Annotated in this window: 25 protein-coding genes; 12 read left to right on the forward strand and 13 right to left on the reverse strand. The window is 72.4% G+C overall.

The features are described from left to right. Positions 1 to 599: 599 nt before the first annotated feature. On the forward strand, positions 600 to 1,601 hold the full coding sequence (gene trpS, locus ABZ939_RS18350; protein ID WP_361855662.1) for a tryptophan--tRNA ligase: 1,002 nt from the start codon (positions 600 to 602) through the stop codon (positions 1,599 to 1,601). On the opposite strand, the gene ABZ939_RS18355 is transcribed toward trpS, so the two are convergent. Continuing rightward, entirely contained in the window at positions 1,565 to 2,557 is a 993-nt protein-coding gene (locus ABZ939_RS18355) for a helix-turn-helix domain-containing protein (RefSeq protein WP_361855665.1), read from the reverse strand. The genes trpS and ABZ939_RS18355 overlap by 37 nt on opposite strands. Before the next feature lie 74 nt (positions 2,558 to 2,631). On the opposite strand from ABZ939_RS18355, the gene ABZ939_RS18360 reads away from it, so the two are divergent. Next, positions 2,632 to 3,228, forward strand: coding sequence for a cysteine hydrolase family protein (locus ABZ939_RS18360; protein ID WP_361856164.1), 597 nt, complete (start codon positions 2,632 to 2,634; stop codon positions 3,226 to 3,228). 24 nt (positions 3,229 to 3,252) lie between these two features. Here ABZ939_RS18360 and proC read toward each other — a convergent pair whose 3' ends face one another. The 6 genes from proC to ABZ939_RS18390 all read right to left on the reverse strand — a co-directional run bounded on the left by proC (position 3,253) and on the right by ABZ939_RS18390 (position 7,673). Continuing rightward, entirely contained in the window at positions 3,253 to 4,062 is an 810-nt protein-coding gene (proC, locus tag ABZ939_RS18365; protein ID WP_137988675.1) for a pyrroline-5-carboxylate reductase, read from the reverse strand. A gap of 84 nt (positions 4,063 to 4,146) precedes the next feature. After that, entirely contained in the window at positions 4,147 to 4,884 is a 738-nt protein-coding gene (locus tag ABZ939_RS18370) for an ABC transporter permease (RefSeq protein WP_361855668.1), read from the reverse strand. Continuing rightward, entirely contained in the window at positions 4,881 to 5,675 is a 795-nt protein-coding gene (locus ABZ939_RS18375) for an ABC transporter ATP-binding protein (RefSeq protein WP_361855671.1), read from the reverse strand. Before ABZ939_RS18375 ends, ABZ939_RS18370 begins: the two co-directional genes overlap by 4 nt. A 742-nt stretch (positions 5,676 to 6,417) precedes the next feature. After that, a complete protein-coding gene (locus ABZ939_RS18380) occupies positions 6,418 to 6,954 on the reverse strand; it encodes a hypothetical protein (protein ID WP_361855674.1) in 537 nt (178 codons plus the stop codon). Positions 6,955 to 6,988: 34 nt separating this feature from the next. Continuing rightward, on the reverse strand, positions 6,989 to 7,330 hold the full coding sequence (locus ABZ939_RS18385; protein WP_361855677.1) for a hypothetical protein: 342 nt from the start codon (positions 7,328 to 7,330) through the stop codon (positions 6,989 to 6,991). A gap of 16 nt (positions 7,331 to 7,346) precedes the next feature. Continuing rightward, positions 7,347 to 7,673, reverse strand: coding sequence for an SH3 domain-containing protein (locus ABZ939_RS18390; protein ID WP_361855679.1), 327 nt, complete (start codon positions 7,671 to 7,673; stop codon positions 7,347 to 7,349). Between the two features lie 155 nt (positions 7,674 to 7,828). Between ABZ939_RS18390 and ABZ939_RS18395 the strand changes: the two genes are divergently transcribed. After that, positions 7,829 to 9,961: a serine/threonine-protein kinase gene (locus ABZ939_RS18395; RefSeq protein WP_361855682.1), complete on the forward strand. Its 2,133-nt coding sequence runs from the start codon at positions 7,829 to 7,831 to the stop codon at positions 9,959 to 9,961. Positions 9,962 to 10,041: 80 nt separating this feature from the next. Here ABZ939_RS18395 and ilvD read toward each other — a convergent pair whose 3' ends face one another. From ilvD to ABZ939_RS18415, 4 genes are all read right to left on the reverse strand, one after another. Beyond that, positions 10,042 to 11,895 carry a dihydroxy-acid dehydratase gene (gene ilvD, locus ABZ939_RS18400; protein ID WP_361855684.1) on the reverse strand — a complete coding sequence of 618 codons (1,854 nt, stop codon included), beginning with the start codon at positions 11,893 to 11,895 and terminating at the stop codon, positions 10,042 to 10,044. Between the two features lie 126 nt (positions 11,896 to 12,021). Next, entirely contained in the window at positions 12,022 to 12,777 is a 756-nt protein-coding gene (locus tag ABZ939_RS18405; RefSeq protein ID WP_361855687.1) for a TetR family transcriptional regulator, read from the reverse strand. Next, positions 12,774 to 13,610 carry a sugar phosphate isomerase/epimerase gene (locus ABZ939_RS18410; RefSeq protein WP_361855690.1) on the reverse strand — a complete coding sequence of 279 codons (837 nt, stop codon included), beginning with the start codon at positions 13,608 to 13,610 and terminating at the stop codon, positions 12,774 to 12,776. The genes ABZ939_RS18405 and ABZ939_RS18410 overlap by 4 nt, the downstream gene beginning before the upstream one ends. A 246-nt stretch (positions 13,611 to 13,856) precedes the next feature. Next, positions 13,857 to 14,789: a Ppx/GppA phosphatase family protein gene (locus ABZ939_RS18415; protein WP_361855693.1), complete on the reverse strand. Its 933-nt coding sequence runs from the start codon at positions 14,787 to 14,789 to the stop codon at positions 13,857 to 13,859. A 40-nt stretch (positions 14,790 to 14,829) separates the two neighbouring features. Between ABZ939_RS18415 and ABZ939_RS18420 the strand changes: the two genes are divergently transcribed. Next, positions 14,830 to 15,678 carry a hypothetical protein gene (locus ABZ939_RS18420; RefSeq protein ID WP_361855696.1) on the forward strand — a complete coding sequence of 283 codons (849 nt, stop codon included), beginning with the start codon at positions 14,830 to 14,832 and terminating at the stop codon, positions 15,676 to 15,678. Positions 15,679 to 15,742: 64 nt separating this feature from the next. On the opposite strand, the gene ABZ939_RS18425 is transcribed toward ABZ939_RS18420, so the two are convergent. Beyond that, entirely contained in the window at positions 15,743 to 17,461 is a 1,719-nt protein-coding gene (locus ABZ939_RS18425) for a hypothetical protein (RefSeq protein WP_361855699.1), read from the reverse strand. Positions 17,462 to 17,637: 176 nt separating this feature from the next. Between ABZ939_RS18425 and radA the strand changes: the two genes are divergently transcribed. Beyond that, positions 17,638 to 19,041 carry a DNA repair protein RadA gene (radA, locus tag ABZ939_RS18430; RefSeq protein WP_361855702.1) on the forward strand — a complete coding sequence of 468 codons (1,404 nt, stop codon included), beginning with the start codon at positions 17,638 to 17,640 and terminating at the stop codon, positions 19,039 to 19,041. Between the two features lie 137 nt (positions 19,042 to 19,178). Next, entirely contained in the window at positions 19,179 to 20,237 is a 1,059-nt protein-coding gene (disA, locus tag ABZ939_RS18435) for a DNA integrity scanning diadenylate cyclase DisA (RefSeq protein WP_329125588.1), read from the forward strand. A gap of 97 nt (positions 20,238 to 20,334) precedes the next feature. On the opposite strand, the gene ABZ939_RS18440 is transcribed toward disA, so the two are convergent. Beyond that, a complete protein-coding gene (locus ABZ939_RS18440) occupies positions 20,335 to 21,171 on the reverse strand; it encodes a hypothetical protein (RefSeq protein WP_361855704.1) in 837 nt (278 codons plus the stop codon). Positions 21,172 to 21,330: 159 nt separating this feature from the next. Between ABZ939_RS18440 and ABZ939_RS18445 the strand changes: the two genes are divergently transcribed. From ABZ939_RS18445 to cseC, 6 genes are all read left to right on the forward strand, one after another. Further along, a complete protein-coding gene (locus ABZ939_RS18445) occupies positions 21,331 to 21,993 on the forward strand; it encodes a phosphatase PAP2 family protein (RefSeq protein WP_361855706.1) in 663 nt (220 codons plus the stop codon). Between the two features lie 22 nt (positions 21,994 to 22,015). Continuing rightward, a complete protein-coding gene (locus tag ABZ939_RS18450; RefSeq protein WP_361855709.1) occupies positions 22,016 to 22,936 on the forward strand; it encodes an A/G-specific adenine glycosylase in 921 nt (306 codons plus the stop codon). A 189-nt stretch (positions 22,937 to 23,125) separates the two neighbouring features. Continuing rightward, positions 23,126 to 23,689 carry a SigE family RNA polymerase sigma factor gene (locus ABZ939_RS18455; protein ID WP_361855712.1) on the forward strand — a complete coding sequence of 188 codons (564 nt, stop codon included), beginning with the start codon at positions 23,126 to 23,128 and terminating at the stop codon, positions 23,687 to 23,689. Between the two features lie 53 nt (positions 23,690 to 23,742). Further along, the gene (locus ABZ939_RS18460) at positions 23,743 to 24,378 is read left to right on the forward strand and encodes a hypothetical protein (protein ID WP_361856167.1); all 636 of its coding nucleotides are present in this window, start codon (positions 23,743 to 23,745) and stop codon (positions 24,376 to 24,378) included. 31 nt (positions 24,379 to 24,409) lie between these two features. Next, on the forward strand, positions 24,410 to 25,114 hold the full coding sequence (gene cseB, locus ABZ939_RS18465; RefSeq protein ID WP_361855715.1) for a two-component system response regulator CseB: 705 nt from the start codon (positions 24,410 to 24,412) through the stop codon (positions 25,112 to 25,114). 12 nt (positions 25,115 to 25,126) lie between these two features. Beyond that, complete coding sequence (gene cseC / locus ABZ939_RS18470; RefSeq protein WP_361855718.1) at positions 25,127 to 26,443, forward strand: two-component system sensor histidine kinase CseC; 1,317 nt, start codon at positions 25,127 to 25,129, stop codon at positions 26,441 to 26,443. Positions 26,444 to 26,450 lie beyond the last annotated feature (7 nt).

Consider the following 26,450-nt stretch of genomic DNA (forward strand, 5'->3'; position numbering starts at 1 on the left):
CGGGCTTTTCCCTTCGGTCTTGCGTTTCCGACTCTATCAGATCTTTCCGATCCGATTTCCTCGGTGCTTTCCGGCCTCTTCGGTTTCCCGTTTCGACCTTCCGGCGTTTCCGACTCTATCAGATCCTTTCGGGCCTGATTCCCAGTCAGAGTGGGTTGTCTTTGCGGCTGTTGGGCCGTTCCGACGAGTGAGACTTTAGCGGATTCCTTGCCCCCGACGCTAATCGGGCGGCTCGCGCTCAAACCTTCGAACGCGGATTCCTCATTTCGCAAAAATGCACGGAAGCATGACGGCGCGACAAAGCATCGTCTGCTTGTAGTGGTTCTTGCGGAATGGTTGTCCGGGGCCGACCGGGGTCGGTGCTCACGTCGGACAACTCGGAGAACACTACGGACCGGGGAATCCCATGTCAACCCGGGGCCCGGGGGTAGCCTCTCCGTATGACTACGCATGCGCACACCACCCAGTGGTGGGCCGCCTGACGGCGGCCCGCGCTCACGCATGCACTCAGCGGCCGCCGACTCGGCGGCCGTTCGCGTATCCCCCTCCGGGAGTGCGGCCGACGGGTCGGCGCACAGGAGAGAGGGAGAACGAACGCGATGAAGAGGATCTTCAGCGGGATCAAGCCGACCGGGCATCTGACTCTGGGCAACTACCTCGGGGCCGTACGACGGTGGGTCGAGGTCGATCAGTACGAGTCCGACGGGCTGTTCAGCGTCGTGGATCTGCACGCCTTGACCGTCGAGCACGATCCAGCGCGTGTGCTGCGGCTCAGTAGGCAGGCGGCCACGCTGCTGCTGGCCGCCGGCCTGGACCCGAAGCTGTGCACGGTGTTCGTGCAGAGTCATGTGGACGAGCACGCCCGGCTCTCGTACCTGCTGGAGTGCACGGCCACCGACGGCGAGCTGCGGCGAATGATCCAGTACAAGGAGAAGGGCGCGCGGGCGCGGGCCGCCGGGGAGAGTGTGCGGCTGTCGTTGCTGACGTATCCGGTGCTGATGGCGGCCGACATCCTCGCCTACGGGACCGACGAGGTGCCGGTCGGTGAGGACCAGACGCAGCATGTGGAGCTGACCCGGGATCTGGCAGTGCGGTTCAACCAGCGGTACGGGCATGTGTTCACCGTGCCGAAGGCGACGCATCCCGAGGTGGCCGCTCGCGTCATGGATCTGCAGGACCCCGGCTCGAAGATGGGGAAGTCGCACGAGAACGCGGCTGGCATCGTCTATCTGCTGGACGACGAGGACACGGCCCGGCGGAAGATCATGCGGGCCGTGACCGACAGCGGACGGGATGTCGTGTACGACCGGGAGGCCAGTCCTGGCGTGGCGAATCTGCTCGATCTGCTGGCCGCCTCGACAGGTGGGAACCCGGAAGCCCTGGCCGGTGTATATGAGTCGTACGGATCTTTGAAGCGGGACACGGCGGACGCGGTGGTCGAGATGCTGCGGCCGGTCCGGGAGCGGCACGCGGAGCTGGCGGCCGATCCGGGTCATGTGGACCAGGTGCTACGGGACGGGGCCGAGCGGGCCCGGGGGATGGCGCGGCCGTTGGTGGACCGGGCCTATCGGGCGATCGGGTTGATGCCGGCCGTCGGGTGACGGAACGCGTGGCGATAGTCCCGCGGGCTGGTGGCGAGGTGCGAGGCGAAGTGCTGGCGCATCGTGACCTCGCTGCCGAAGCCCGCGCGGCGGGCGACTTCGGGGAGGGGGTGGTCGGTGAGTTCGAGGAGTTTCTGGGCGGCGGCGACGCGCTGGGTGATGAGCCAGTGGAGGGGGGTGGTTCCGGTGGTGGCCTGGAAGTGGCGGGCGAAGGTGCGCGGGGACATACCGGCGCGGGCGGCCAGGCTCGCGACGGTGTGGGGTTCCTCGAGGTGGGCGAGGGCGTAGGAGCGGACGGCGGCCAGGGCGTCGGCATCGCGGTCGGCGCGGGGTGTGGGGCGCTCGATGAACTGGGCCTGGGTGCCGGTGCGGAAGGGGGCGGTGACCATCGAGCGGGCGATCGTGGCGGCGGCCTCGGCCCCGTGGGCCGTGCGGACGAGGTGGAGACAGAGGTCGATGCCGGCGGCGGTGCCGGCCGAGGTCCAGATACCGGAGTCCTCCACGAAGAGGGCGTCGGCTTCGACGGTGACCTGAGGGTGCCGGGCGGCGAGGGTCGGGGCGAGGTGCCAGTGGGTGACCGCGCGACGGCCGTCGAGGAGTCCGGCCTTGGCCAGGACGAAGGCGCCTGCGCAGAGGGAGGCGACGGGAGTGCCGGCGGCGTGGGCCCGGCGGAGGGCTTCGAGTACGGGGGCGGGTGGCTCGGCGTCGGGGTCCTCGATACCGGGGACGAGCACGAGATCGGTGGAGGTGAGGTCGTCCAGCCAGTCCAGCGTGCGGTCGGGGGTGAGGCTGAGGCCGCCGCGCAGGGAGATGGGGGTGGTCGGGTCGGCCGCGACGCGGCGGAGCTCGAAGGGTGGGACGCCGCGCATACGACGATCGCTGCCCCAGACCTCGGTGACGACGGAGACGTCGAAGGCGCGGATGCCGGGGAAGGAGAGGAGGGCGATGCGCTGCATGGTGGCAGTAAACCATCGATCGGTGGCATTCCACCCTCTGGGAAGGCCGGCCGAGGAGCGGCAGCATCGTGGCCATGGAGATCGCGGAGAACGCAGCACTGGTGGTCATCGACGTACAGAAGGGCTTCGAGGAGGAGCACTGGGGACAGCGGAACAACCCGGCCGCCGAGGAGAACATCGCGGCACTGATCGATCTGTGGCAGGAGACGGGACGGCCGGTCGTGTTCGTACGGCACGACTCTCAGGCGCAGTCCCGGTCGCCGCTGCGGGTCGGGCACGTGGGCAACGACTTCAAGGACTTCGTCGAGGAGCGGAGGGGGAAGGGCAGCGGGCGGGAGCTGCTGGTGACGAAGAGCGTGAACTCGGCGTTCTACGGGGAGCCGTCGCTGGACGTCTGGCTGACCGGGGAGGACATCGCGCAGATTGTGATCGTCGGGATCCAGACCAACATGTGCAACGAGACGACCGCGCGGATGGGCGGGAACCTCGGCTATGACGTGGTGTTTCCGCTGGATGCCATGCACACCTTCGACCTGGCCGGGCCATTCGGGTGGTCGCAGAGTGCGGACGAGCTGTCGCGGGCCACGGCGGTCTCGCTGCACGGGGGCGGGTTCGCGAAGGTCGTGTCGACGGAGGACGTGGTGAAGGGGGCCTCGGCCGGGGTCCGGTGACCCCGGCCGGGGAGGGCGGTTCCGTCAGCCGTTGCCGGAGGCGAGCTCGCGGCTGCGGTCGCGGGCGGCCTCGAGGGCGGCGATGAGGGCGGCCCGTACACCGTGGTTCTCCAGCTCACGGATGGCGCTGATGGTGGTGCCCGCCGGGGAGGTGACGGCCTCGCGGAGCTTGACCGGGTGTTCGCCGCTGTCGCGGAGCATCACGGCGGCGCCGATGGCGGCCTGGACGATCAGGTCGTGGGCCTGGGCGCGGGGCAGGCCGAGGAGGATGCCGGCGTCGGTCATGGCCTCGACGAGGAAGTAGAAGTAGGCCGGGCCGGAGCCGGAGAGGGCAGTGGCGGCGTCCTGCTGGGACTCCGGGACGCGCAGCGTCTTGCCGACGCCGCCGAAGATCTCCTCGGCGTGGACGAGGTGCTCGGGGGTGGCGTGGCTGCCGCCGGAGATGACGGACATGCCCTCGTCGACGAGGACGGGTGTGTTGGGCATGACGCGGACGACGGGGGTGCCGGCGGTGAGCCGCTCCTCGATGAAGGAGGTGGGGATGCCGGCGGCGGCGCTGATGACGAGGCGGTCGGCGGTGACATGGGGCGCGAGCTCGTCGAGGAGGCGGCCCATGTCCTGGGGCTTCACCGCGAGGATGAGGGTGTCGGCGCGCTTGGCGGCCTCGGCGTTGGTGACGGGCTCGACGCCGTAGCGGGCGCGCAGCTCTTCGGCGCGCTCGGTGCGGCGGGCGGTGACCAGGAGGTTGGCGGGGCGCCAGCCGGCCCGGATCATGCCGCTGAGGAGCGCTTCACCGATCTTGCCGGTGCCGAGGACTGCGACGGTCTGGGTCATGGCTCTGTTCACCTCGCCGGAAGGGATACGTGTCGCCATCCTCGCACCGCGCGGGGTCGCGCGGTGCGGGTGTCCGAGGGGCGGTCAGGCCGTGCGGCGGCGGAGGGTCGCCGCGCCGAGGGCGAGGACGAGCAGGGCGCAGCCGGCGACGACGAGGGCGTCGAGGACGAAGGTGCCGGTGATGTCGGGGTGCCGTACGACCTCGTTCATGCCGTCGACGGCGTACGACATCGGCAGCGCGTTGGAGATCGCCTCCAGGACGGGCTGCATCCGTTCGCGCGCGATGAACAGTCCGCAGAGGAGCAGCTGCGGGAAGATCACGGCCGGCATGAACTGGACGGCCTGGAACTCGGAGGCGGCGAAGGCCGAGACGAAGAGGCCGAGGGCGGTGCCGAGGAGGGCGTCGAGCAGGGCGACGAGGAGCAGGAGCCAGGGGGAGCCGACGACGTCGAGGCCGAGGAGTCCGAGGGCGAGGCCGGTGGCGAGGGCGGACTGGACGATGGCGAGGAGTCCGAAGGCGAGGGCGTAGCCGGCGATGAGGTCGCCCTTGCCCAGGGGCATGGCGAGCAGGCGTTCCAGGGTGCCGGAGGTGCGTTCGCGCAGGGTGGCGATCGAGGTCACGAGGAACATCGTGATCAGCGGGAAGATGCCGAGCAGCGAGGCCCCGATGCTGTCGAAGGTCTGCGGGCTGCCGTCGAAGACGTACCGGAGCAGCAGGAGCATCAGGCACGGGACGAGGATCATCAGGGCGATCGAGCGCGGGTCGTGGCGGAGTTGGCGCAGGACGCGGGCGGCGGTGGCGAGGGTGCGGGCGGTGCTCATCGCTGGGGCTCCTCAAGGCGTACGGCCGCGAGGGCGTCGGCGGCGTCGACGAGGTGGAGGAAGGCCTCCTCGACCGTGGCGGTGTCGTTGCGGCGGCGCAGGGCTTCGGGGGTGTCCTCGGCGAGGATCTCGCCCTCGCGCATGAGGAGCAGGCGGTGGCAGCGCTCGGCCTCGTCCATCACGTGGGAGGAGACGAGGATCGCGGCGCCGCGTTGTTCGGCGATGCGGTGGAAGAGGTTCCAGAGGTCGCGGCGGAGGACGGGGTCGAGGCCGACGGTCGGTTCGTCGAGGACGAGGACCTCGGGGGTGCCGAGGAGGGCGACGGCGAGGGAGACGCGGCTGCGTTGGCCGCCGGAGAGCCGGCCGGCGAGGGAGTCGGCGTGCGAGGCGAGGTCGACGTCGTCGATGGCCCGGGCGACCGCGGCGCGGCGGTCTTCGCGGTGGGCGCGGCCGGGGAGGAGGACGGCGGCGAAGTAGTCGAGGTTCTGGCGGACGGTGAGGTCGTCGTAGACGGACGGTGCCTGGGTGACGTAGCCGATACGGGAGCGCAGGGCGGCGTCGCCCGCGGGGCGGCCGAGGACCTGGAGGGTGCCGGTGACGTGGGCCTGGGTGCCGACGATCGCGCGCATCAGGGTGGATTTGCCGCAGCCGGAGGGGCCGAGGAGGCCGGTGATCCGGCCCGCCGGGACGGTGAAGTCGAGGCCGCGCAGGACGGTCCGGTCGCCTCGCACGACGGTGAGGCCGTGCGCGACGATGGCCGGCTGCGTGACGTCGCCGGAGTAATTCATCATGCGATGAATAATGCGCGCGGGGGTCCGGAGCGTCAAGGACTTGGGCATCGCCTATCGGACCCCTCGGAATCCGGGCACCCGGAATCGGGATGGGTCGGCCGATGGCGGGAATCGGGCGGGTCAGGCCGGGCCGGTGGGCGGCGAGGCGGCGGCGCCCGTGGCGCCGGCGAGGTGGATCTCCGGGCGGGGGACCGAGCCCGCGCGCAGGGCGGGGTCGCCGGGGAGGTGGTGGGAGACCGCGCGCAGGGCGGGGTCGCCGGCGATCCGGCCGGAGGGGGCCGGGGGGTGTGGAGTTCGGCGGGCTCGGCCAGTGGGCGCGGTCAGGTGGGTGCCGCGGAAGGCCGGTACGGCGGCCGAGGGCGCGGATGAGCCGTTCGTACGGGACCGCTGCTGCCGTCGTCGGTGGTGACGAGGCAGGTGGCCGGGTCGGGGGCGGGAGCGCGCGGCGATCTGCGCGGGCCGGTCCTCGCAGGAACGGCGACAGAGGGTGGGTCGGTGGGTGACGTCGGGGCCGCCGACGGCGCGCTCGCGGAGACGGACCCGGTCAGTGAAGTGGTCGGCCGGAGCGATAGGTGACCCGGGCTTGCGGGGAGAGGCGAAGGGAAGCCCGTGGTCGGCCGGAGCGATAGGGGTGACCCGGTCATGTGGGCGAGGCGATGGGCGGCCATCAGGCCCGTGTAGCCGGCGCCGAGGACAAGGGCACGGGCGGCCGTGCGGCCTCTGGTGGGTGCCTGTGCTTGGGCTACTTGCGCTTGGGCTTCTTGCGGGTCGCCGGGTTGCCCGCGCGGGCGCCGCGGCGCTTCTCGTACTGGCTGCGGGCCGTCTCGTACTCCGCGCGGCGCAGCTTCTCGCCCGGGGCCTCGACGAAGCAGCGGAGGAAGTAGGCGAGGAGCGAGCCGATGAAGCCGATCATCTTGAGGCTGCGCAGCGAATCCTCGCGGGCCGGGTCGGCGGGGCGGCGGACGAAGCCCTCCCAGGTCTTGCGGAAGGCGATGGCGCTGCAGATCCCGAACATCAGGACCACGAGCATGTTCATGAGGCCGCCGACCGCGGCGATCTCCAGCCCCTGGTAGGCGAACCGCAGCACGAAGCAGCCGGCCGCGGCGGCGACGAGTGCGCCGACGGCGAGGCCGACGCGGCGCAGCGTGTAGTTGCCGCTGTGGTCGACCCACGTCGTCCCGAAGAAGCGGATCTCCTCGGGCTGCGGACCGGCGGGGGTACCGCCGGCCGCGCCCTTGGCGGTCGTGCTGGGCTTGGCGGTCTGGTCTTCGTCGCTCACGAGGTCGATTATCCCCGGGCGGCGGCGGGAGGGGTCAGCCGCAGCGGCGGGCGACGTAGCCGTCGCGCCCAGTGTTCACGTAGGCGTCCGAGACGTACTCGCCACTGGCGATGTTGTCCCAGATGTTCGACGTGCCGTACGGGCCTGTGACCGTCTCGCCCGGCTTCTGGCAGTAGATCGCCACGCTCACACCGATGCTCAGCACACGCACGATCGGGTACTGGGTGCCGGGCCCCGAGCGCACGTTGACGCGGTACCCGGGCGCGACCGGATAGCGGGCGACCTCCGCGGCGGCCGTCCCGGCCGTGGTGAAGAGCACGGCCAGCGCGGCGGCGGTGCTTCCGGCGGCGAGAACCGCTCGTCTGGTCAATGTCATGTCCCGTGTCCCCCTGTCAGCCGCAGCGGCGGGCGACGTAGCCGTCGCTGCCGGTGTTCACGTACGCGTCCGAGACGAACTCCCCCGGCGCGATGTTGTCCCAGAGGTTCGTGGTGCCGTACGGGCCGGAAATCCACTCGCCCGGCGTCTGGCAGTAGATCGGCACCCGGACGTCCAGGGCGAGAGTCCGCACGATGCGGAACTGCGTGCCCGGGCCCGAGCGCACGTTGACGCGGTACCCGGGTGCGATCGGGTAGCGCATCACGCTCATCGTGGTGACGCCGTCCAGCTCCGAAACCGCTGTCGATTCGTCCGTCTCGCCGACCGTCTTGTCAACGCCCATGGCGTCCTCCCCCGTTGGCGCAAAGCGCTCCGCTGAAATTCACTCTCTGCGACGCGCAGGCTAGCAAGCTCCACCGACATCGACCGCGCCATGGACTAGGCTCCGTGCGTCGCGCACGCGCGCGGCCTCAACGGGGAACCACACGGGGGTTGGCTATGCCGCCGTTGCGCAGTACCGGCGCCGACCGGGAAGCGGAAGGACCTGAGTACGCGGGCGAGTACCGCCTTCAGGCCTGTCTCGGCGCGGGCGGCATGGGTGTGGTGCATCTGGCCACCTCCGCCTCCGGGTTGCGGCTCGCGGTCAAGGTGGTCCACGGAGCGTACGCGGAGGACCCGGAGTTCAGGGCCCGTTTCCGCCAGGAGGTGGCCGCCGCGCGCCGGGTCAGCGGTGCCTTCACCGCGCCCGTCGTCGACGCGGACCCCGACGCCGTGCGCCCTTGGATGGCCACCCTCTACGTCCCCGGGCCCACCCTCGCCGACCAGGTGAAGCGGAACGGCCCCCTGTCCCCCGCCGAACTGCGGCGGCTGACGGCCGGACTCGCGGAGGCGCTGCGCGACATCCACCGGGCCGGCGTCGTCCACCGGGACCTCAAGCCGAGCAATGTGCTGCTCACCGACACCGGGCCGAAGGTCATCGACTTCGGCATCTCCCGGCCGGTGGACAGCGATCTGCACACGGAGACGGGGAAGTTGATCGGGTCGCCGCCCTTCATGGCGCCCGAGCAGTTCCAGCGCCCCCGCGAGGTCGGGCCGGCGGCGGACGTGTTCGCGCTCGGTTCCGTCCTGGTGCACGCGGCCACCGGGCACGGTCCGTTCGACTCCGACAGCCCGTACATCGTCGCGTACCAAGTCGTGCACGACGAGCCTGATCTGACGGGGGTTCCGGCGGACCTAGCGCCGCTCGTCGCCAGGTGCCTCGCGAAGGAGCCGGCCGAGCGCCCCAGCCCGGCCGAGATCATGGCGGCGCTGCTGCCGCCCTCGTACGAAGCGGCGGCGTTCATACCGTCCCAGCGCCGGCCCCTCACCCTGCCCGAGGCCCCGCCCGGGCCGTCGGGCTCCTGGGACGCGGACACGCCCGTACGGGCCCCCGCACCGCGCCCCCGCCGACGGCTCCGCCCGTTGATCCTCACCTCCGTCCTCGTCGTCCTTGCGGCCGGCGGATCGTTCGCGGCGCTCCACATGGCCGGCGGAGACACCCCGGTCGCCAAGTCACACCCGGCGGAGGCGGCTTCTGCCTTCTCCGGCTGGCACACCAGGGTCCAGAAGGACGGCGATCCGGCCTCCCCGGCCTGTGCCTACGCGGCCGACGCGCTCTACTGCTCAGGCCGAGGCGTCGCGCTCGCCCGGCTCGACCCCGCCACCGGCCGGGTGATCTGGTCGCGTCCCGCAGCGGCCGGTGAGGCCGTCTCCGCCCCCGTACCGTCCGGTGGTCTGCTCGGGACCGTCGCCTCCGACGGAACCCTGCGGACGTTCGCAGCAGACCGGGGCGACCTCGTGTGGGACACCAGTGCCGCCGCCCACCAGGAAGGCGCCAGCCCGGCCGGCGACACCCTCCTCTTCCCGGCGTCCGCCGCCGCCGTCAGGGCCGTCGACAGTGCCACAGGGAAGCAGCGATGGCGGCACGCCCTGCGCGGCTTCACCTCGCCCCGCTTCGGCCCCTACAACAAGACCTCGGGCCTCGTGCCCGTCTTCGAGACCACGACCGGCGGTACGCGCACCTCGCTCGGGGCCCTGCGGCCACGGACCGGCGAGGTCGTCTGGCAGCAACGGCTGGAGGGAGACCTCGTGCCCATGGGGACGGGCGAGAACGGCGTGCTGTTCCTGCGCTCCACGAACTCCGACTCGCAGACCGACGCCGTCGTTCGCTACGACCCCGCCGACCACTCCGTGCGCCGCATCCCCCTCCGCTACCGGCTCGACGAGCCGCGAACCGCCGTCCGCGGCACCAGCGTGTATCTCCTCGACGCCGGCGGCCGGCTCACCGCCCTCGACACCGCCGCCCCCCAGGGCCGCGTCCTCTGGGAGCTGGAGACCGCCGCCGGGAACGTTTCCGCGCCCGTCCTGGGGCCGGGTGGGCGGCTCTATCTCTCCGCGTCCGACGGGCGGCTGCTCGCCGTCGACACCGTGCGGGGCGCGCTGATCGGGCAGACGAAGCCGCGGCTCGGTGACGGCAGGCTCGGGTACGCGACCACCGTGCCCGCGCCCGTCGTCGCCGGGGACCGGGTGTTCGGGACGGCGCCCGACGGGTCCGTGTTCGCCGTGGACGGGCGCGACCCGTCCGGGTGGTGACGGCGGGCCGCCCACAACGCACGGACGCGGGGAGGGAGCGTCTCCGCCCCTCCCCGCGTCCGCCGCTTCTCTGAGCCGGCTCAGCCCAGCTTCGTCACGTCCCGGACCGCGCCCTTGTCGGCGCTCGTCGCCATCGCCGCGTACGCCCGCAGCGCCGCCGACACCTTGCGCTGCCGGTTCTTCGGGGCGTAGACGCCGCCCAGCGCCTCACGGCGCGCCGCCAGCGTCGTCTCGTCGACGAGGAGCTCGATGGAGCGGCTCGGGATGTCGATACGGATCCGGTCGCCGTCCTCGACGAGCGCGATGGTGCCGCCCGACGCCGCCTCCGGCGAGGCGTGGCCGATCGACAGGCCCGACGTACCGCCCGAGAAGCGGCCGTCGGTCACCAGCGCGCAGGTCTTGCCCAGGCCCCGGCCCTTGAGGAAGGAGGTCGGGTAGAGCATCTCCTGCATGCCCGGGCCGCCGCGCGGGCCCTCGTAGCGGATGACGACCACGTCGCCGTCCTTCACCTGCTTGTTGAGGATCTTCTCGACGGCCTCGTCCTGCGACTCGCAGACGACGGCCGGGCCCTCGAAGGTCCAGATCGACTCGTCCACGCCGGCCGTCTTCACGACACAGCCGTCGACGGCCAGGTTGCCGCGCAGGACCGCGAGTCCGCCGTCCTTCGAGTACGCGTGGGCCGCGTCGCGGATGCAGCCACCGGCCGCGTCCGTGTCCAGGGAGTCCCAGCGCTCGGACTGGGAGAAGGCGGTCGCGGAGCGGACGCAGCCGGGCGCCGCGTGCCACAGCTCGACGGCCTCGTCCGAGGGGGAGCCGCCGCGCACGTCCCAGGTCTCCAGCCATTCCTTGATGGAGCGGGAGTGGACGGTGTGGACGTCCTCGTTGAGGAGACCGGCGCGGTACAGCTCGCCGAGGATGGCGGGGATGCCGCCGGCGCGGTGCACGTCCTCCATGTAGTACGTGCCGCCGGGCGCCACGTTCGGCGCGACCTTGGCCAGGCACGGCACGCGGCGCGAGACCGCGTCCATGTCGGACAGGCCGTAGTCCAGCTCGGCCTCCTGGGCGGCGGCGAGCAGGTGCAGGATCGTGTTGGTCGAACCGCCCATGGCGATGTCCAGGGCCATGGCGTTCTCGAAGGCCGCGCGGGTGGCGACGTTGCGCGGCAGGACCGAGTCGTCGTCCTCGTCGTAGTAGCGACGGGTGATGTCGACGACCGTGCGCGCCGCGTTCTCGTACAGCGCCCTGCGGCCCGTGTGCGTGGCAAGGAGCGAGCCGTTGCCGGGGAGGGAGAGGCCGATGGCCTCGGTCAGGCAGTTCATCGAGTTGGCGGTGAACATGCCGGAACAGGAACCGCAGGTCGGACAGGCGTTCTCCTCGATCCGGAGCATGTCCTCGTCCGAGATCTTGGGGTTCACCGAGTCGGACATCGCGTCGACCAGGTCGAGCGTGCGGACCGTGCCGTCGACCAGCGTGGCGCGGCCGGACTCCATCGGTCCGCCGGAGACGAAGACCGTCGGGATGTTGAGGCGCAGTGCGGCCATCAGCATGCCGGGGGTGATCTTGTCACAGTTGGAGATGCAGATCAGGGCGTCGGCGCAGTGCGCCTCGACCATGTACTCCACGCTGTCCGCGATCAGGTCGCGGGAGGGCAGGGAGTACAGCATGCCGCCGTGGCCCATCGCGATGCCGTCGTCGACGGCGATCGTGTTGAACTCGCGCGGGATGGCCCCCGCGGCCGTGATGGCCTCGGAGACGATCCGGCCGACCGGCTGCAGGTGGGTGTGGCCGGGGACGAACTCCGTGAAGGAGTTGGCGACCGCGATGATCGGCTTACGGCCGATGTCCGCGCCCGGTACACCGGAGGCGCGCATAAGGGCGCGTGCGCCCGCCATGTTGCGGCCGTGGGTGACTGTGCGGGACCTCAGCTCGGGCATCGTCGCTCGCTCCTCGTGACGGGTGTGCTTGCTGTCGAGCGTACGCCGATGGACCAAGATCTGGACAGCGTGTCCGTATGCCGGACCGACTGTTCAGCTTTCGGTCAAGACCCGGTCCGAACTCGGTCAGGACTCGGTGAGGTACCGCTGGAGGGTCGGGGCCACCATCTCCACGATCTTCTCCGGGTCGGCGGTCGCGAGCGGCTCGACCTGGATGACGTACCGCAGGATCGCGATCCCGATCATGTGGGAGGCCGCCAGCTCCGCGCGGAACTTCGGGTCCGGCACGTCGAGGTCGGCCGCGATCCGCTCCAGGAGCCGGCGCAGCACGAAGCCGCGCAGCACCTTCGCGGCCGCTTCGTGGGTCAGCGCGGATCGGATGATCGCGAGGAGCGGGGCGCGGGTGACGGGGTTCTCCCAGACGCCGATGAAGAAGCGCGCGAGCCGTTCGCCGATGGCCTCGCGCGGGCCTCCGACGATCGCCGGGACGACGTTCGCGGGCTCGAAGGAGACCTCGATCGCGGCGGCGAAGACCTCGTCCTTCGTACCGAAGTAGTGGTGCACGAGCGCCGCGTCCACCTCGGCCGCCTTGGCGATGCCGCGCACGGACGTCTTGTCGTAGCCGCGTTCGGCGAACTGCGTGCGGGCCGCCTCCAGGATGCGGTCGCGCGCGCCCGGACCGCTCTCCTCCTCGGTACGCGAGGGGCGGCCGCGTCGGCGCGGGGGCGGTCCGGTCGGCTCGGCCGGATCGGTCGGCTCGGCTGGGCCCGTCGGGTCGGTCGGTCCGGCTGATCCGGTCGGCTCGGCTGATCCCGTCGGGTCGACTGGTCCTGTCGGGTCGGTCGGCTCGGCCGGGCCGGTCGGCTCGGTCGGTCGCGTCATGAGCGGGGGGTCCGGGACGACGGTCTGGCCGCCGAGGCCAGGTGCAGCCGGGTGAAGGCGAGGGCCTCCGCGAGGTCGGCCTCGCGTTCGGCCGCTGACATCGCCCGCCGGGTGTTGACCTCGATGACGACATGGCCGTCGAAGCCGGTGAGCGCCAGACGCTCCAGGACCTCGGCGCAGGGCTGGGTGCCGCGCCCGGGCACCAGGTGCTCGTCCTTGGCCGAGCCCTTGCCGTCGGCGAGGTGGACATGGCCGAGGCGGTCGCCCATGCGGTCGACCATGGCGAGGGCGTCGGTGCGGGCCGTGGCGGTGTGCGAGAGGTCGACCGTGTAGTGGCGGTAGTCGTCCTTGGTGACGTCCCACTCGGGGGCGTACGCGAGCATCTCGCGGTCCTTGTACCGCCAGGGGTACATGTTCTCGACGGCGAACCGCACGTCCGTCTCGTTGGCCATCCGCCAGATGCCGGTGACGAAGTCACGGGCGTACTGGCGCTGCCAGCGGAACGGCGGGTGCACGACCACGGTGGAGGCGCCGAGCTTCTCCGCGGCCGCCTGGGCGCGCTGGAGCTTGGTCCAGGGGTCCGTGGACCAGACGCGCTGGGTGATGAGCAGACAGGGCGCGTGGACGGCGAGGATCGGGACCTGGTGGTAGTCCGAGAGGCGGCGCAGGGCCTCGATGTCCTGGCTGACCGGGTCGGTCCACACCATGACCTCGACGCCGTCGTAGCCGAGGCGCGCGGCGATCTCGAAGGCCGTCGCCGTCGACTCCGGATAGACCGAGGCCGTCGACAGGGCGACCTTCGCATCCGGGATGCGCACCACTGGTTCTGCCACGAAGGACAGGGTACGGGGCGGGGCGAGGCCTCGGGGAGGTGGTTCCGGTCACGCGGGGCGCGAGGCACGCGCGCGTGGGCCGTCCCGCGGGGCACACGCGCGTGGGGAGGGACCGGGCGGCAGGGCGCCTGGTGGCCGGTCGATTCGGGCCCCCGTATCCGGTGGCGGGCACCCCGCTCCCGTAACCGGTGGCAGGCACCCCGCTCCCCTCACCGGGGCGCTCGTAACCGCCCGCCCCCGCCCTCGCTACTCCTCCGGCAGGTGGTCCAGACGGCGCAGGATCACGCCCTCGCGCAGCGCCCAGGGACAGATCTCCAGTTCGTCCACGCCGAAGAGGTCCATCGCCCCCTCGGCCACCAGCGCGCCGGCGAGCAGCTGGGGTGCGCGGCCCACCGAGACGCCCGGGAGGCTGACGCGTTGTTCGGCCCTCATGGCGGCGAGCTTCGGGACCCACTCCTCCAGAGACGCGCGGGTCATGACGCGCCGCAGGTAGAGCCCCTTGTCCGAGCCAGGCGATCCGGCGATCCGGGCGAGCTGCTTGAAGGTCTTGGACGTGGCCACCACGTGGTCGGGCTTGCCGAAGCGGCTGAATTCTCCGACCGTACGGGCGATCTGGGCGCGCACATGGCGGCGCAGCGCCCGGACGTCCGACGCGTCGGGCGGGTCGCCGGGCAGCCAGCCGGACGTCAGCCGGCCCGCGCCGAGCGGCAGCGAGACCGCCGTGTCCGGTTCCTCGTCGATGCCGAACGCGATCTCCAGCGAGCCGCCGCCGATGTCGAGGAGGAAGAGCTTGCCCGCGGACCAGCCGAACCAGCGGCGGGCCGCCAGGAAGGTGAGCCGGGCCTCCTCCTCGCCGGTGAGGACCTGGAGATCGATGCCGGTCTCGTCCTTCACGCGGGCCAGGACGGCGTCGGCGTTCGTCGCCTCGCGTACCGCGGAGGTCGCGAACGGCAGCACTTCCTCGCAGCCCTTGTCCTCGGCGGCCTGCAGGGCGTCGCGCACGGTCGCGATGAGTCGCTCTATGCCGCTGGGGGCGATGGCACCCCCCTCGTCGAGGAGCTCCGCCAGCCGCAGCTCGGCCTTGTGGGAGTGCGCGGGCAGCGGGCGGGCGCCGGGGTGGGCGTCCACCACCAGCAGATGCACTGTGTTCGAACCGACGTCGAGGACTCCGAGTCTCATGGACGGAACGCTACTGCTCCCGCGCGCATACGCTGGGAGTGTGCCAAAGACGAAAAAGGCGAAGCCGGGCAAAGACAACACTGCCAAGGCTCAGAAGACCTCCAAGAAGCAGGGCGGGGCTCCCGGCCCGGGCGAGCCCGACGAGAAGGGCATCGACTTCCCGCGGGCCTGGGTCGAGTTCCCCGACCCCGCCGACGACGAGCAGGTCTTCCGCTGCGACCTGACCTGGCTCACCTCGCGCTGGACGTGCATCTTCGGCAGCGGCTGCCAGGGCATCCAGGCGGGCCGCGCCGACGACGGCTGCTGCACGCTGGGCGCCCACTTCTCCGACGAGGACGACGAGAAGCGGGTCGCCTCCCATGTGGAGCGGCTCACGCCGGAGCTGTGGCAGTTCCATGACGTCGGCACGGAGACGGGTTGGGTGCAGCTCGACGAGGACGGCGACCGGCAGACCCGCCGCTGGGAGGGGTCCTGCATCTTCCAGAACCGCCCCGGGTTCGCGGGCGGAGCCGGCTGCGCGCTGCACATCCTGGCCCTCAAGGAGGGCAAGGAGCCGCTGGAGACCAAGCCGGACGTCTGCTGGCAGCTGCCGGTGCGGCGGACGTACGAGTGGATCGAGCGGCCCGACGACACCAAGATCCTCCAGGTGTCGATCGGCGAGTACGACCGGCGCGGCTGGGGCCCGGGCGGCCACGACCTGCACTGGTGGTGCACCTCGGCGACCTCGGCGCACGGGGCGGGAGAGCCGGTGTACGTGACGTACCGGCCCGAGCTGACCGAGCTGATGGGCAAGGCGGCGTACGACGTGCTGGTGGAGCTGTGCGAGGCCCGGCTGGCCTCCCAGCTGCCGCTGGTGGCGCCCCACCCGGCGGACCCGACGCCGCGGTAGCGGTCCAGGGCCTGTCCGGCGGATCGGTCGCCGACCCGGCCGTGATCCGCCGGGCAGGCACCCCCTAGGACCCCGGCGGGGAGTCCGAGCCGCTCGGTGTTCCCGGGTCCGTGGACTGCGGGGGTTCGTTCGTGGGCGTCGGGTCCCCGCTCGGCGGAGGCGTCGTCGGATCCGTCGTCGGGGGCGGTTCCTCCGTCGTCGGGGGTGGCGTCGTCGGGTCCGTGGTCGGCGGAGGCGTCGTCGGGTCCGTCGTGGGAGGGGGCTCCTCCGTCGTCGGGGGCGGCGGGGTGCTCGCCCCGCGACCGTCGATCCGCACCATCGCGCCCGAGGGGTTCACCCCGACCCGCCCGGACCACGGGCCGACGGGCTCGCGTGCGTGGTCGACGCTGATCCGGACCGTCACGGATTCGCCTGGCCGCAGGGTGCCGGCCGCCTGGCTCACGTACAGCCAGGGCGCGTCCGTCCACAGCGACCAGTCGGCGGGCGATCCTCCGGAGTTCGTCAGCGTGAGCAGGGTGGTGCCGCCGTCGCCCCGCGCGGCGACCGTGATCCGGCCCGGGCCGGGCTGTCCGGGCAGGGTGGGCCCCACGGACCCGCCGGGGCTGATGACCTCGACCGACACGTCCGGGGAGCGGCTGCCCTGGGTGAAGCGGGAGTCGGGGGTCGTGCGGGCGTTGCCCGCGTTCTCGTAGCGGTCGTAGGGGGCGCCGTCGAGGCCCGCCGGTTCGTCCGCCTCGCGCGCGCTGACCGGGGCGGCCGCGCCGACGTCCTCCCCCGACCCACCGCCGCGGTACGAGGCCCACAGGGCGAGCACGGGGGCGGCGACCACGGCCGCCACGACGGTGGTCGTCACCGCGCGGGCCCTCATCCGGTCGCGGCGGGCCGCGTGGTCCTTGGGGTCCATCGGGAAGCCGGCGGGCCCGAAGCGCGGAGCAGCGGCACGCGCGCGTGGGGCGTGCAGCATCGCCACGTACGCGGCGGCCCTCGGCGCCTCGACGAGCGGGAGCCTGCCCGGGGAGACCGCCGTGGCGCCGGGCCAGGGGCCGCCCGCGCCCGCCCGCTCGGCGGCCCGGCGGCAGCGCGGGCAGTCGTCGACGTGGCGGACGAGTTCGGCGCGCAGGGCCGCGGAGAGCAGCACCTGGTGGTCACCGGTGAGCCGGGCGACGGTGGGGCAGTTCCCGGTCTCGACGACCGCGAGCGCGGCCCGGGTCCGCTCGACCTCGCAGGCGGCCGAGGAGAGCAGTTCCCTGGCGGCGAGCGGGTCGAGGGAGAGCACGGCGGCGACTTCGCGGTGCCCGAGGCCGTGCCGGACGGCGAGCTCCAGGGCCTCGCGCTGCTCGGGGGTGGTGCCGGCCGCCTCGGGCCAGGCGAGCAGGGCCAGTTCCGCGCGCCGGCGCTCGGCGACCTCCTCGGAGACCCGCGGCGGCTCCGGCTCGGCGGCGACGGGCCGGCCGGTGTGGGAGCCCTGCCGCTTGCGGCGCTGCTCACCGAGGCTGCGCAGACAGGCCCAGCGGGCCAGCGCGTAGAGCCAGGCCGTGCGCCCGGCCTCGTCGGACGGGCAGCGGCCGTGCTGGCGTTCGGCGACGGCGAGGACGTCGCCGAGGACGGCGGTCGCGACGTCGTGGTCGCAGAGCACGGAGAGGCAGTAGGTGAAGAGGCCGTCCAGATGGGCCTCGTAGCGGGCGGGCGGGTGCTGGCCGACGGTCCGGGGGCCTTCGGCCGCCCGCCGGTGCGCCCGGTGTGCGCCGGTGGTGTTCGTGGAGGATTCCAGCCTGCTGCTCATCACTGGGCGACCGTAGGCAGGAGTGGGCGGCCTCTTCGTACCGGTTCAACACTTTTAATCCTTACGGGTGAAGGTATCCCTCAAAAGGGGACAGGAAGGTGGCATTCCGCTGCCGGGAGCACGGCGGGCGGCGGGCACGGGGTCCGCTGTCAGTGGGTGCCGCTACGGTTCGGGGCATGGCTGCCCGTACGAAATCCGCCAAGGACAGGCCGTCCTACCGCTGCACCGAGTGCGGCTGGACGACCGCCAAATGGCTCGGCCGTTGCCCCGAGTGCCAGGCCTGGGGGACGGTCGAGGAGTACGGCGCGCCCGCCGTCCGCACGACCGCCGCAGGCCGTGTCTCCACCGCCGCGCTGCCCATCGGCCAGGTCGACGGCCGACAGGCCACGGCGCGCTCCACCGGCGTCGACGAGCTGGACCGGGTCCTCGGCGGGGGCCTCGTGCCCGGCGCGGTCGTGCTGCTCGCGGGCGAGCCCGGCGTCGGCAAGTCCACGCTGCTGCTCGACGTCGCCGCGAAGGCCGCCAGCGACGAACACCGCACGCTGTACGTCACGGGCGAGGAGTCCGCGAGCCAGGTCCGGCTGCGGGCCGACCGCATCAACGCGCTGAACGACCATCTGTACCTGGCCGCCGAGACCGACCTGTCCGCCGTCCTCGGCCACCTCGACGCGGTCAAGCCCTCGCTGCTGATCATGGACTCGGTGCAGACCGTCGCCTCCCCGGAGATCGACGGCGCGCCCGGCGGCATGGCGCAGGTGCGCGAGGTCGCCGGCGCACTGATCCGGGCCTCCAAGGAGCGGGGCATGTCCACGCTCCTGGTCGGCCATGTCACCAAGGACGGGGCCATCGCCGGACCCCGCCTTCTGGAGCACCTGGTCGACGTCGTCCTGAGCTTCGAGGGCGACCGGCACGCGCGCCTGCGGCTGGTCCGCGGCGTGAAGAACCGGTACGGGGCGACGGACGAGGTCGGCTGCTTCGAGCTGCACGACGAGGGGATCACGGGCCTGGCCGACCCCTCCGGGCTGTTCCTGACCCGCCGCGACGTCGCCGTGCCGGGCACCTGCCTGACGGTCACCCTGGAGGGGCGCCGGCCGCTGGTGGCCGAGGTCCAGGCGCTGACGGTCGACTCCCAGATCCCGTCCCCGCGCCGGACCACCTCCGGCCTGGAGACCTCCCGGGTCTCGATGATGCTGGCCGTCCTGGAGCAGCGCGGCCGGATCAGCGCGCTCGGCAAGCGGGACATCTACTCGGCGACGGTGGGCGGCGTGAAGCTCTCCGAGCCGGCCGCCGACCTGGCGATCGCGCTCGCGCTCGCCTCCGCAGCCAGCGACACCCCGCTGCCGAAGAACCTGGTCGCGATCGGTGAGGTCGGCCTCGCGGGCGAGGTCCGCCGGGTCACGGGCGTGCAGCGGCGCCTGGCCGAGGCGCACCGGCTCGGGTTCACGCACGCCCTGGTCCCCACGGACCCGGGGAAGGTGCCGGCGGGCATGAAGGTCACGGAGGTGGCGGACATGGGCGACGCGCTGAGGGTGCTGCCGAGGAGCCGCCGGGCGGCGGCCCCGAAGGGCGAGGACGGGTAGCACTCGGGCGAGAAGGGGGTGTGCTCCGGCGCGCGGCGGAGGGGCGCGGGGCGGTGTCGCTAGACTTTGCCCTGGTCTCGCCCATCCGTACGAGCCGGAGGAGTGCAGTGGCAGCCAAGGACGGGAACGAAGCGCTGATGCGCGCGGCCCTCAGCGCGGTCGCTCCCGGCACCGCACTGCGCGACGGCCTCGAGCGCGTTCTGCGGGGCAACACCGGCGGTCTGATCGTGCTCGGCATGGACAAGACGGTGGACTCGATGTGCACCGGCGGCTTCGTGCTGGACGTGGAGTTCACCGCGACGCGGCTGCGTGAGCTGTGCAAGCTGGATGGCGGGCTCGTCCTCGACAAGGACATCTCCAAGATCCACCGGGCCGGTGTCCAGCTCGTTCCGGACGCCTCCATCCACACCGAGGAGACCGGCACCCGCCACCGCACCGCGGACCGGGTCTCCAAGCAGTGCAACTTCCCCGTGGTCTCCGTCTCCCAGTCGATGCGGCTCATCGCCATCTACGTGAACGGTGAGCGCCGCGTCCTGGAGGAGTCGGCCGCGATCCTCTCCCGCGCCAACCAGGCGCTCGCGACCCTGGAGCGGTACAAGCTCCGGCTCGACGAGGTGGCCGGCACGCTCTCCGCCCTGGAGATCGAGGATCTGGTGACCGTCCGGGACGTGACGGCCGTCGCCCAGCGCCTGGAGATGGTCCGCCGGATCGCCACCGAGATCGCCGAGTACGTCGTCGAGCTCGGCACCGACGGCCGGCTGCTCTCCCTCCAGCTCGACGAGTTGATCGCGGGCGTGGAGCCCGAGCGCGAGCTCGTCATCCGCGACTACGTGCCGGAGCCGACGGCCAAGCGCTCCCGCACGGTCGCCGAGGCGCTCACCGAGCTCGACGCGCTCACCCACGCGGAGCTTCTCGAACTTCCCATCGTGGCGCGGGCCCTGGGCTACAGCGGCTCCCCCGAGACCCTCGACTCCGCGGTCTCCCCGCGCGGCTACCGGCTCCTCGCCAAGGTCCCGCGGCTGCCCGGCGCGATCATCGAGCGGCTCGTGGAGCACTTCGGCGGGCTGCAGAAGCTGCTCGCGGCCAGCGTGGACGACCTCCAGACCGTCGACGGCGTCGGCGAGGCCCGGGCGCGCAGCGTCCGCGAGGGCCTGTCCCGGCTCGCGGAGTCCTCGATCCTGGAGCGGTACGTCTAGGGCCTGACCGACCTTGATCCGAAAGACAGGCCCTGGCCGCACTCGGACACGGAAAGGGGCCGTACGGAGAATCCCGTACGGCCCCTTTCCCGTACCGTCAGTCCTTGGCCAGCGTGAACGAGGCCGGAAGGACCTTCACGCCCGGCATCGCCGCCTCCACCAGGTACGTCCCCGGTCCCACCGGGCCCGCCGGGGCGGTGGCGCACTGCGGGGCGCTCCGGCCGCGGTCCCACTCCACGGTGTGGGTGATCGTCGAGCGTGCCGGGATCCGCAGCAGGACGCCGACGGCCGGGCGCGGGCAGTCCTGGGAGGACCAGACGTCCTCGTTCTTGTCGTTACTGACCGTCAGGACCGCGTTCTTCGGGCCGAAATCGGCCTTGCAGTCGACGGCGGAGGTGTTCTTGGCGACCAGGTGGAAGCGGGGCTTCTCACCCGGCGCGTACGAGACCTTGGCACTGCGGAGGGTCAACTGCAGTGCTCCGGGCGCACAGTTCGGCAGCGGAGAATCGGCCGGAACCTGCTGCCCCGCGCCCGTACCCGCGCCACCGTCGCCGCCCGCGCCGTCGGTGTCGCCGTTCTTGCCGCCGCCCTCGGTGCCGGCGTCCGCGCCGGCGGAAGCGCTGTCTCCACCGTCGCCACCGTCGCCGCCGTCGCCGCCGTCACCGCCGGAGTTCTCGCCGGACTCGCCCGACTCGTCGCGTCCGCCCGGCTGTTCACTGATCGCGGGTCCGGAGCCGGAAGGTCCGGGAGTGATCGAGGGCGCGGGAGAGGAGCCGTTGGCGGCGTCGTTCGTCTTCTTCCCGCCGCCCCCACCGGAGGTGACGACCCAGAGCGCGAGCAGCGCGAGGAGTGCGACCAGGCACAGCGCGACCGCCCTCCGTCGCCAGTAGATGGAGGAGGGAAGCGGCCCGACCGGATTGCGCAGTGATCCCACGGACCGAACCTTACGAGAGATCGGCGCCAACTCCCGCCCCACCCGCCGCCCCAGGCACCAAACTTTGCCGATGATCACATCCCCCCCACTTTCGTAGGGGGTCGTCCTGGTCCTTCGGCACGGGTGCCGGTCATCGGCCGGCGGTTAGCGTCGCCGACCATGGACACGCTCACCGACCTCTCCGACGACATGTATCTCGACGTCGCCGGCTTCGCCCACTCCACCCCGCACTGGTTCCAGAGCCTCGCCGAGCTGTGGACCGAGGCCGGACTGCTGCTGTTCGGCGTGCTGTTCGTGGCCGGCTGGTGGCGGGCCAGGTCCGGGCGGAGCGACGCGATGGCCCTCGCGCTGCTCGCCCCGCTCGCGACGGCCTTCGGTTACGTGGTGAGCGAGGCGCTCAAGACAGTGGTGGACGAGGAGCGCCCGTGCCGGGCCGTCGTGGGCGCCCCCGCCTCGCTCGTCCCGTGCCCGCCGACCGGCGACTGGTCCTTCCCCAGCAACCATGCCGCCATCGCGGGCGCCGCGGCGGTCGCACTCGCGCTGGCCTGGCGCGGGATCGTGTGGCTGACCGTGCCCATGGCGCTGCTCATGGCCTTCTCCCGGGTCTTCGTGGGCGTCCACTACCCGCACGACGTGACGGTCGGTCTGCTGCTCGGCGGAGCGCTCGCGTTCCTGACCGTCAGGGCCGCGGCCCGGCCCGTCCGGGCCCTGGTGGAGACGGCCCGGACGAGCCGCAACGGCGCGGTGGTGTGGTGCGCGGGGCGCGGGCCGCGCCCGCGCGCCTCCACGCGCCCCGAGGGCGTGCGCCACGGCGCGCACTGAACGTGCCAGGATCGGAGGTGCCATGACTTCCACCGACACGTCTCTCACCGACGCCCCCGAAGCGGCCGCCCCGGCCGAGCTGCACGGGCCCGTCCTCGCCTGGTTCGACCGGCACGCCCGCGACCTGCCCTGGCGCCGCCCCGAGGCGGGGGCGTGGGGGGTGATGGTCAGCGAGTTCATGCTCCAGCAGACTCCGGTCGTACGGGTCCTGCCGGTGTACGAGCAGTGGCTCGCGCGCTGGCCGCGGCCGGCCGACCTCGCGGCCGACGCGCCCGGCGAGGCTGTGCGCGCCTGGGGCAGGCTCGGCTATCCGCGGCGCGCGCTGCGGCTGCACGCGGCGGCCGTGGCCATAACGGAACGCCACGGCGGCGACGTACCGAGCGAGCACTCCGCGCTGCTCGCGCTGCCCGGCATCGGGGAGTACACGGCGGCCGCGGTGGCCTCGTTCGCGTACGGGCAGCGGCACCCGGTTCTCGACACCAACGTCCGCCGGGTGTTCGCCCGGGCGGCCACGGGCGTCCAGTACCCGCCGAACGCCACGACCGCCGCCGAGCGCAGGCTCGCTCGGGCGCTCCTGCCCGCGGACGAGGAGACGGCGGCCCGCTGGGCGGCCGCCTCGATGGAGCTGGGCGCGCTGGTCTGCACGGCGAAGAACGAGGACTGCGGGCGTTGCCCGATCGCCCACAGCTGCGTCTGGCGGCTGTCGGGGAAGCCGGCCCACGACGGACCGGCGCGGCGCGGCCAGACGTACGCGGGCACGGACCGGCAGGTGCGCGGCCGGCTGCTCGCCGTACTCAGGGAGGCCGTCGGCGCGGTGCCGCAGTCCGCCCTGGACGCGGTCTGGGACGAGCCGGTGCAGCGGGGCCGCGCGCTGGACGGCCTGGTCGCGGACGGCCTGGTCGAGCCCTTGGAGAACGGCCTGTACCGGCTGCCGCAGTCCTGAGCCCCTCGAGCCGGACCCCACCCCGGACAGCCGAACTCCACTCCTTACCCATCTCACGCCCCTGTTACACAACCGATGGGCAGCCGTGCATCCGCCGACGGCTGCCCCGGACAGCCTCGTGACAACTGCTCCGTAACTTCGTCGACGTCAAGCAAACAGGCTGGTCACGGGGATCGGAGGCGGTTCGGGATGTCGCACGGTGAGGTGCTCGACTTCGAGGAGTACGTCCGCACTCGGCAGGACGCGCTGCTGCGCAGCGCGCGCCGTCTCGTCCCGGACCCCGTCGACGCGCAGGACCTGCTGCAGACGGCGCTGGTGCGGACCTACGGCCGCTGGGACGGCATCGCCGACAAGTCGCTGGCCGACGCGTACCTCCGCCGGGTGATGATCAACACGCGCACCGAGTGGTGGCGGGCCCGCAAGCTCGACGAGGTCCCCACCGAGCAGCTGCCCGACGCGTCCGTCGACGACGCCACCGAGCAGCACGCGGACCGTGCCCTGCTGATGGACATCCTCAAGGTGCTCGCCCCGAAGCAGCGCAGTGTGGTCGTCCTGCGGCACTGGGAACAGATGAGCACGGAGGAGACCGCGGCCGCGCTCGGCATGTCGACGGGTACGGTGAAGTCCACGCTCCACCGCGCACTGGCCCGACTGCGTCAGGAACTGGAGAGCCGCGGCGTCGACGACGCCCGTGCTCTGGAGCGGTCGACCGTACGACGTGACGAACGGGGGCAGGACCGGTGCGCGGCCTAGGCGCCAGACACAACGGCGACGACGACGGGCCCGACGGCCCTCGGCGACAACTCATCCTCCGGGCGACGGGTACCACGGCACTGGCCGGACTCGTCGCCGTCGGGCTGTTCCTGACGGCTTGTTCCACCGGCGGTACCGGCTCCCGGGACGAGGGCGCGGCCCGCGCCGACGAGGCGGCATCGCCCGCCCCGACGCCCTCCCCCTTCGCCTCCGGCGAACCGTCGACCGCCAAGCGGGTCGACCCGATCGCGCTGATCAAGAACGACCCGAAGATCGGCGAACGTCTGAAGGCGGATCTGAAACCCTGTGTCGCCGACGCGTACCCGGTGGACGCCTCGTACGGGAACCTGACCGGCGGTACCTCGCCCGATGTCGTCGTCAACGTGATGACCTGCGGCGATGCCGTCGGCATCGGCACGTATGTGTACCGCGAGGAGAGCGGCGCGTACAAGAACGTCTTCATGGCCGAGGACGCGGCGGTCTACGCGACGATCGACCGGGGCGACCTCGTCGTCACCAAGCAGGTGTACGCCAAGGGCGACCCGGTGGCCTACCCCTCCGGCGAGGACGTGATCTGGTACCGCTGGGCGGGGAACAGGTTCAGCCAGCACGACTGGGTGCACAACGACTACAGCCGCGCGGTCGGCGACGGGGGCATCGACGGCCCCGCGCCGACCAGCAGCAACTGATCAGCGGACGAGGTTCCAGGAAGGGCGCGCGATGGCCGAGACCCATGTGCTGTTCGTCGAGGACGACGACGTCATCCGTGAAGCCACCCAGCTCGCGTTGGAGCGGGACGGCTTCGCGGTGACCGCCATGCCCGACGGGCTGTCCGGGCTCGAGGCGTTCCGGGCGGACCGGCCCGACATCGCGCTGCTCGACGTGATGCTGCCGGGCATGGACGGCGTCAGCCTGTGCCGCCGGATCCGTGACGAGTCGACCGTGCCGGTGATCATGCTGTCCGCGCGCGCCGACTCCATCGATGTCGTCCTTGGCCTGGAGGCCGGGGCCGACGACTATGTGACCAAGCCGTTCGACGGGTCCGTGCTCGTGGCGCGGATCCGGGCGGTCCTGCGCCGTTTCGGGCACGCCGGCGGCCCGGCGGCCGGTGACGGGGGGCGGGACGACGCACCCGAGGGCCCGGTGCTGGTCTTCGGCGACCTGGAGGTCGACACCGAGGGCATGGAGGTGCGCAAGAACGGTTCGCCCGTCGGTCTCACCCCGACGGAGATGCGCCTGCTGCTCGAGTTCTCGTCCGCGCCGGGCACGGTCCTGTCCCGGGACAAGCTCCTGGAGCGGGTCTGGGACTACGGCTGGGGCGGCGACACCCGCGTGGTGGACGTCCACGTCCAGCGGCTGCGCACCAAGATCGGCCAGGACCGGATCGAGACGGTCCGCGGCTTCGGCTACAAGCTCAAGGCATAGGGCAGCGCACTGGTGAAGCCGCTCGCACTCCGTACGGGGGTCCGCTGGAAGATCGCCGTCGCCATCGCGGCGGTGGGCGCGCTCATCGCGGTCACCCTCAGCCTCGTGGTCCACAACTCGGCGCGGGTCTCGATGCTCGACAACGCGCGCGAGGTGCAGATGGAACGGCTGCTCTTCGCGCAGCGGATGTACGAGGGGTCCAAGCCGAAGGAGCCACGGTTCGGCACCAAGATCAACGACCCGATGCTGCCGCCGCAGCTGGACCAGCTGATGCGGGACAAGCGGCGCGGAACGTACGTCCAGGAGCACAGCCACGGCGGTCCGCCGGACGTCTGGGCGGCCGTGCCGCTGGCCAACGGCGACGTGCTGTCGCTGCACATCCCGTTCGCCGACCGCAGCACCGCGATCATGAAGGACCTCGACCGGGCCCTGGTCATCGGCTCGGTGTCGGTGGTGTTCGGCGGCTGCGCGCTCGGGGTGCTCATCGGCGGCCAGCTCTCGCGGCGGCTGCGCAAGGCAGCGGCGGCGGCCGGCAAGGTCGCGCAGGGCAACACGGACGTACGGGTACGGGACGCGATCGGCGGGGTCGTCCGCGACGAGACCGACGAGCTGGCCCGCGCGGTGGACGCCCTGACCGACGCGCTGAACGAGCGGATCGAGGCCGAGCGCCGGGTCACCGCCGACATCGCGCACGAGCTGCGCACCCCGGTGACCGGGCTGCTCACGGCGGCGGAGCTGCTGCCGCCCGGCCGCCCCACCGAGCTCGTACGGGACAGGGCGCAGGCCATGCGGACCCTGGTCGAGGACGTCCTGGAGGTCGCCCGGCTCGACAGCGCGTCGGAGCGGGCCGAGCTGCAGGAGATCGCGCTCGGCGAGTTCGTGGAGCGGCGGGTGCGGGCGCTCGACCCGGAGGCGGTCGTGCACGTCGTCCACGAGTCCTGGGTCAACACCGACCCGCGCCGGCTGGAGCGCATCCTGGGCAACCTCCTCGCGAACGCGGCCAAGCACGGCAAGCCGCGGGTCGAGGTGACGGTCGAGGGCCGGGTGGTACGGGTCCGGGACCATGGCCCCGGCTTCCCCGAGGCGCTGCTCCGCGAGGGCCCGAGCCGCTTCCGTACGGGCGCGAGCGACCGCGCGGGCCAGGGCCACGGGCTGGGTCTGACGATCGCGGCGGGGCAGGCCCGGGTCCTCGGGGCCCGGCTGACGTTCCGCAACGCGGCGCCCGAGGGGACCCCGGAGGGGGCGGGCGGGGCGATCGCGGTGCTGTGGCTCCCCGACCACGCTCCGACGAACACCGGCAGCTTCCCGATGATCAAGTTCGCGGACTAGGGCCTGT

The organism is Streptomyces sp. NPDC046712, assembly GCF_040645695.1.
Lineage (GTDB): Bacteria > Actinomycetota > Actinomycetes > Streptomycetales > Streptomycetaceae > Streptomyces.

Excerpts from the sequence above, each read along its gene's own strand:
- trpS (WP_361855662.1), top strand. The coding sequence starts at position 600 with ATGAAGAGGATCTTCAGCGGGATCAAGCCGACCGGGCATCTGACTCTG.
- ABZ939_RS18355 (WP_361855665.1), bottom strand. The coding sequence starts at position 2,557 with ATGCAGCGCATCGCCCTCCTCTCCTTCCCCGGCATCCGCGCCTTCGAC.
- ABZ939_RS18360 (WP_361856164.1), top strand. The coding sequence starts at position 2,632 with ATGGAGATCGCGGAGAACGCAGCACTGGTGGTCATCGACGTACAGAAG.
- proC (WP_137988675.1), bottom strand. The coding sequence starts at position 4,062 with ATGACCCAGACCGTCGCAGTCCTCGGCACCGGCAAGATCGGTGAAGCG.
- ABZ939_RS18370 (WP_361855668.1), bottom strand. The coding sequence starts at position 4,884 with ATGAGCACCGCCCGCACCCTCGCCACCGCCGCCCGCGTCCTGCGCCAA.
- ABZ939_RS18375 (WP_361855671.1), bottom strand. The coding sequence starts at position 5,675 with ATGATGAATTACTCCGGCGACGTCACGCAGCCGGCCATCGTCGCGCAC.
- ABZ939_RS18385 (WP_361855677.1), bottom strand. The coding sequence starts at position 7,330 with ATGACATTGACCAGACGAGCGGTTCTCGCCGCCGGAAGCACCGCCGCC.
- ABZ939_RS18390 (WP_361855679.1), bottom strand. The coding sequence starts at position 7,673 with ATGGGCGTTGACAAGACGGTCGGCGAGACGGACGAATCGACAGCGGTT.
- ABZ939_RS18395 (WP_361855682.1), top strand. The coding sequence starts at position 7,829 with ATGCCGCCGTTGCGCAGTACCGGCGCCGACCGGGAAGCGGAAGGACCT.
- ilvD (WP_361855684.1), bottom strand. The coding sequence starts at position 11,895 with ATGCCCGAGCTGAGGTCCCGCACAGTCACCCACGGCCGCAACATGGCG.
- ABZ939_RS18405 (WP_361855687.1), bottom strand. The coding sequence starts at position 12,777 with ATGACGCGACCGACCGAGCCGACCGGCCCGGCCGAGCCGACCGACCCG.
- ABZ939_RS18415 (WP_361855693.1), bottom strand. The coding sequence starts at position 14,789 with ATGAGACTCGGAGTCCTCGACGTCGGTTCGAACACAGTGCATCTGCTG.
- ABZ939_RS18425 (WP_361855699.1), bottom strand. The coding sequence starts at position 17,461 with ATGAGCAGCAGGCTGGAATCCTCCACGAACACCACCGGCGCACACCGG.
- radA (WP_361855702.1), top strand. The coding sequence starts at position 17,638 with ATGGCTGCCCGTACGAAATCCGCCAAGGACAGGCCGTCCTACCGCTGC.
- disA (WP_329125588.1), top strand. The coding sequence starts at position 19,179 with ATGCGCGCGGCCCTCAGCGCGGTCGCTCCCGGCACCGCACTGCGCGAC.
- ABZ939_RS18445 (WP_361855706.1), top strand. The coding sequence starts at position 21,331 with ATGGACACGCTCACCGACCTCTCCGACGACATGTATCTCGACGTCGCC.
- ABZ939_RS18450 (WP_361855709.1), top strand. The coding sequence starts at position 22,016 with ATGACTTCCACCGACACGTCTCTCACCGACGCCCCCGAAGCGGCCGCC.
- ABZ939_RS18455 (WP_361855712.1), top strand. The coding sequence starts at position 23,126 with ATGTCGCACGGTGAGGTGCTCGACTTCGAGGAGTACGTCCGCACTCGG.
- cseB (WP_361855715.1), top strand. The coding sequence starts at position 24,410 with ATGGCCGAGACCCATGTGCTGTTCGTCGAGGACGACGACGTCATCCGT.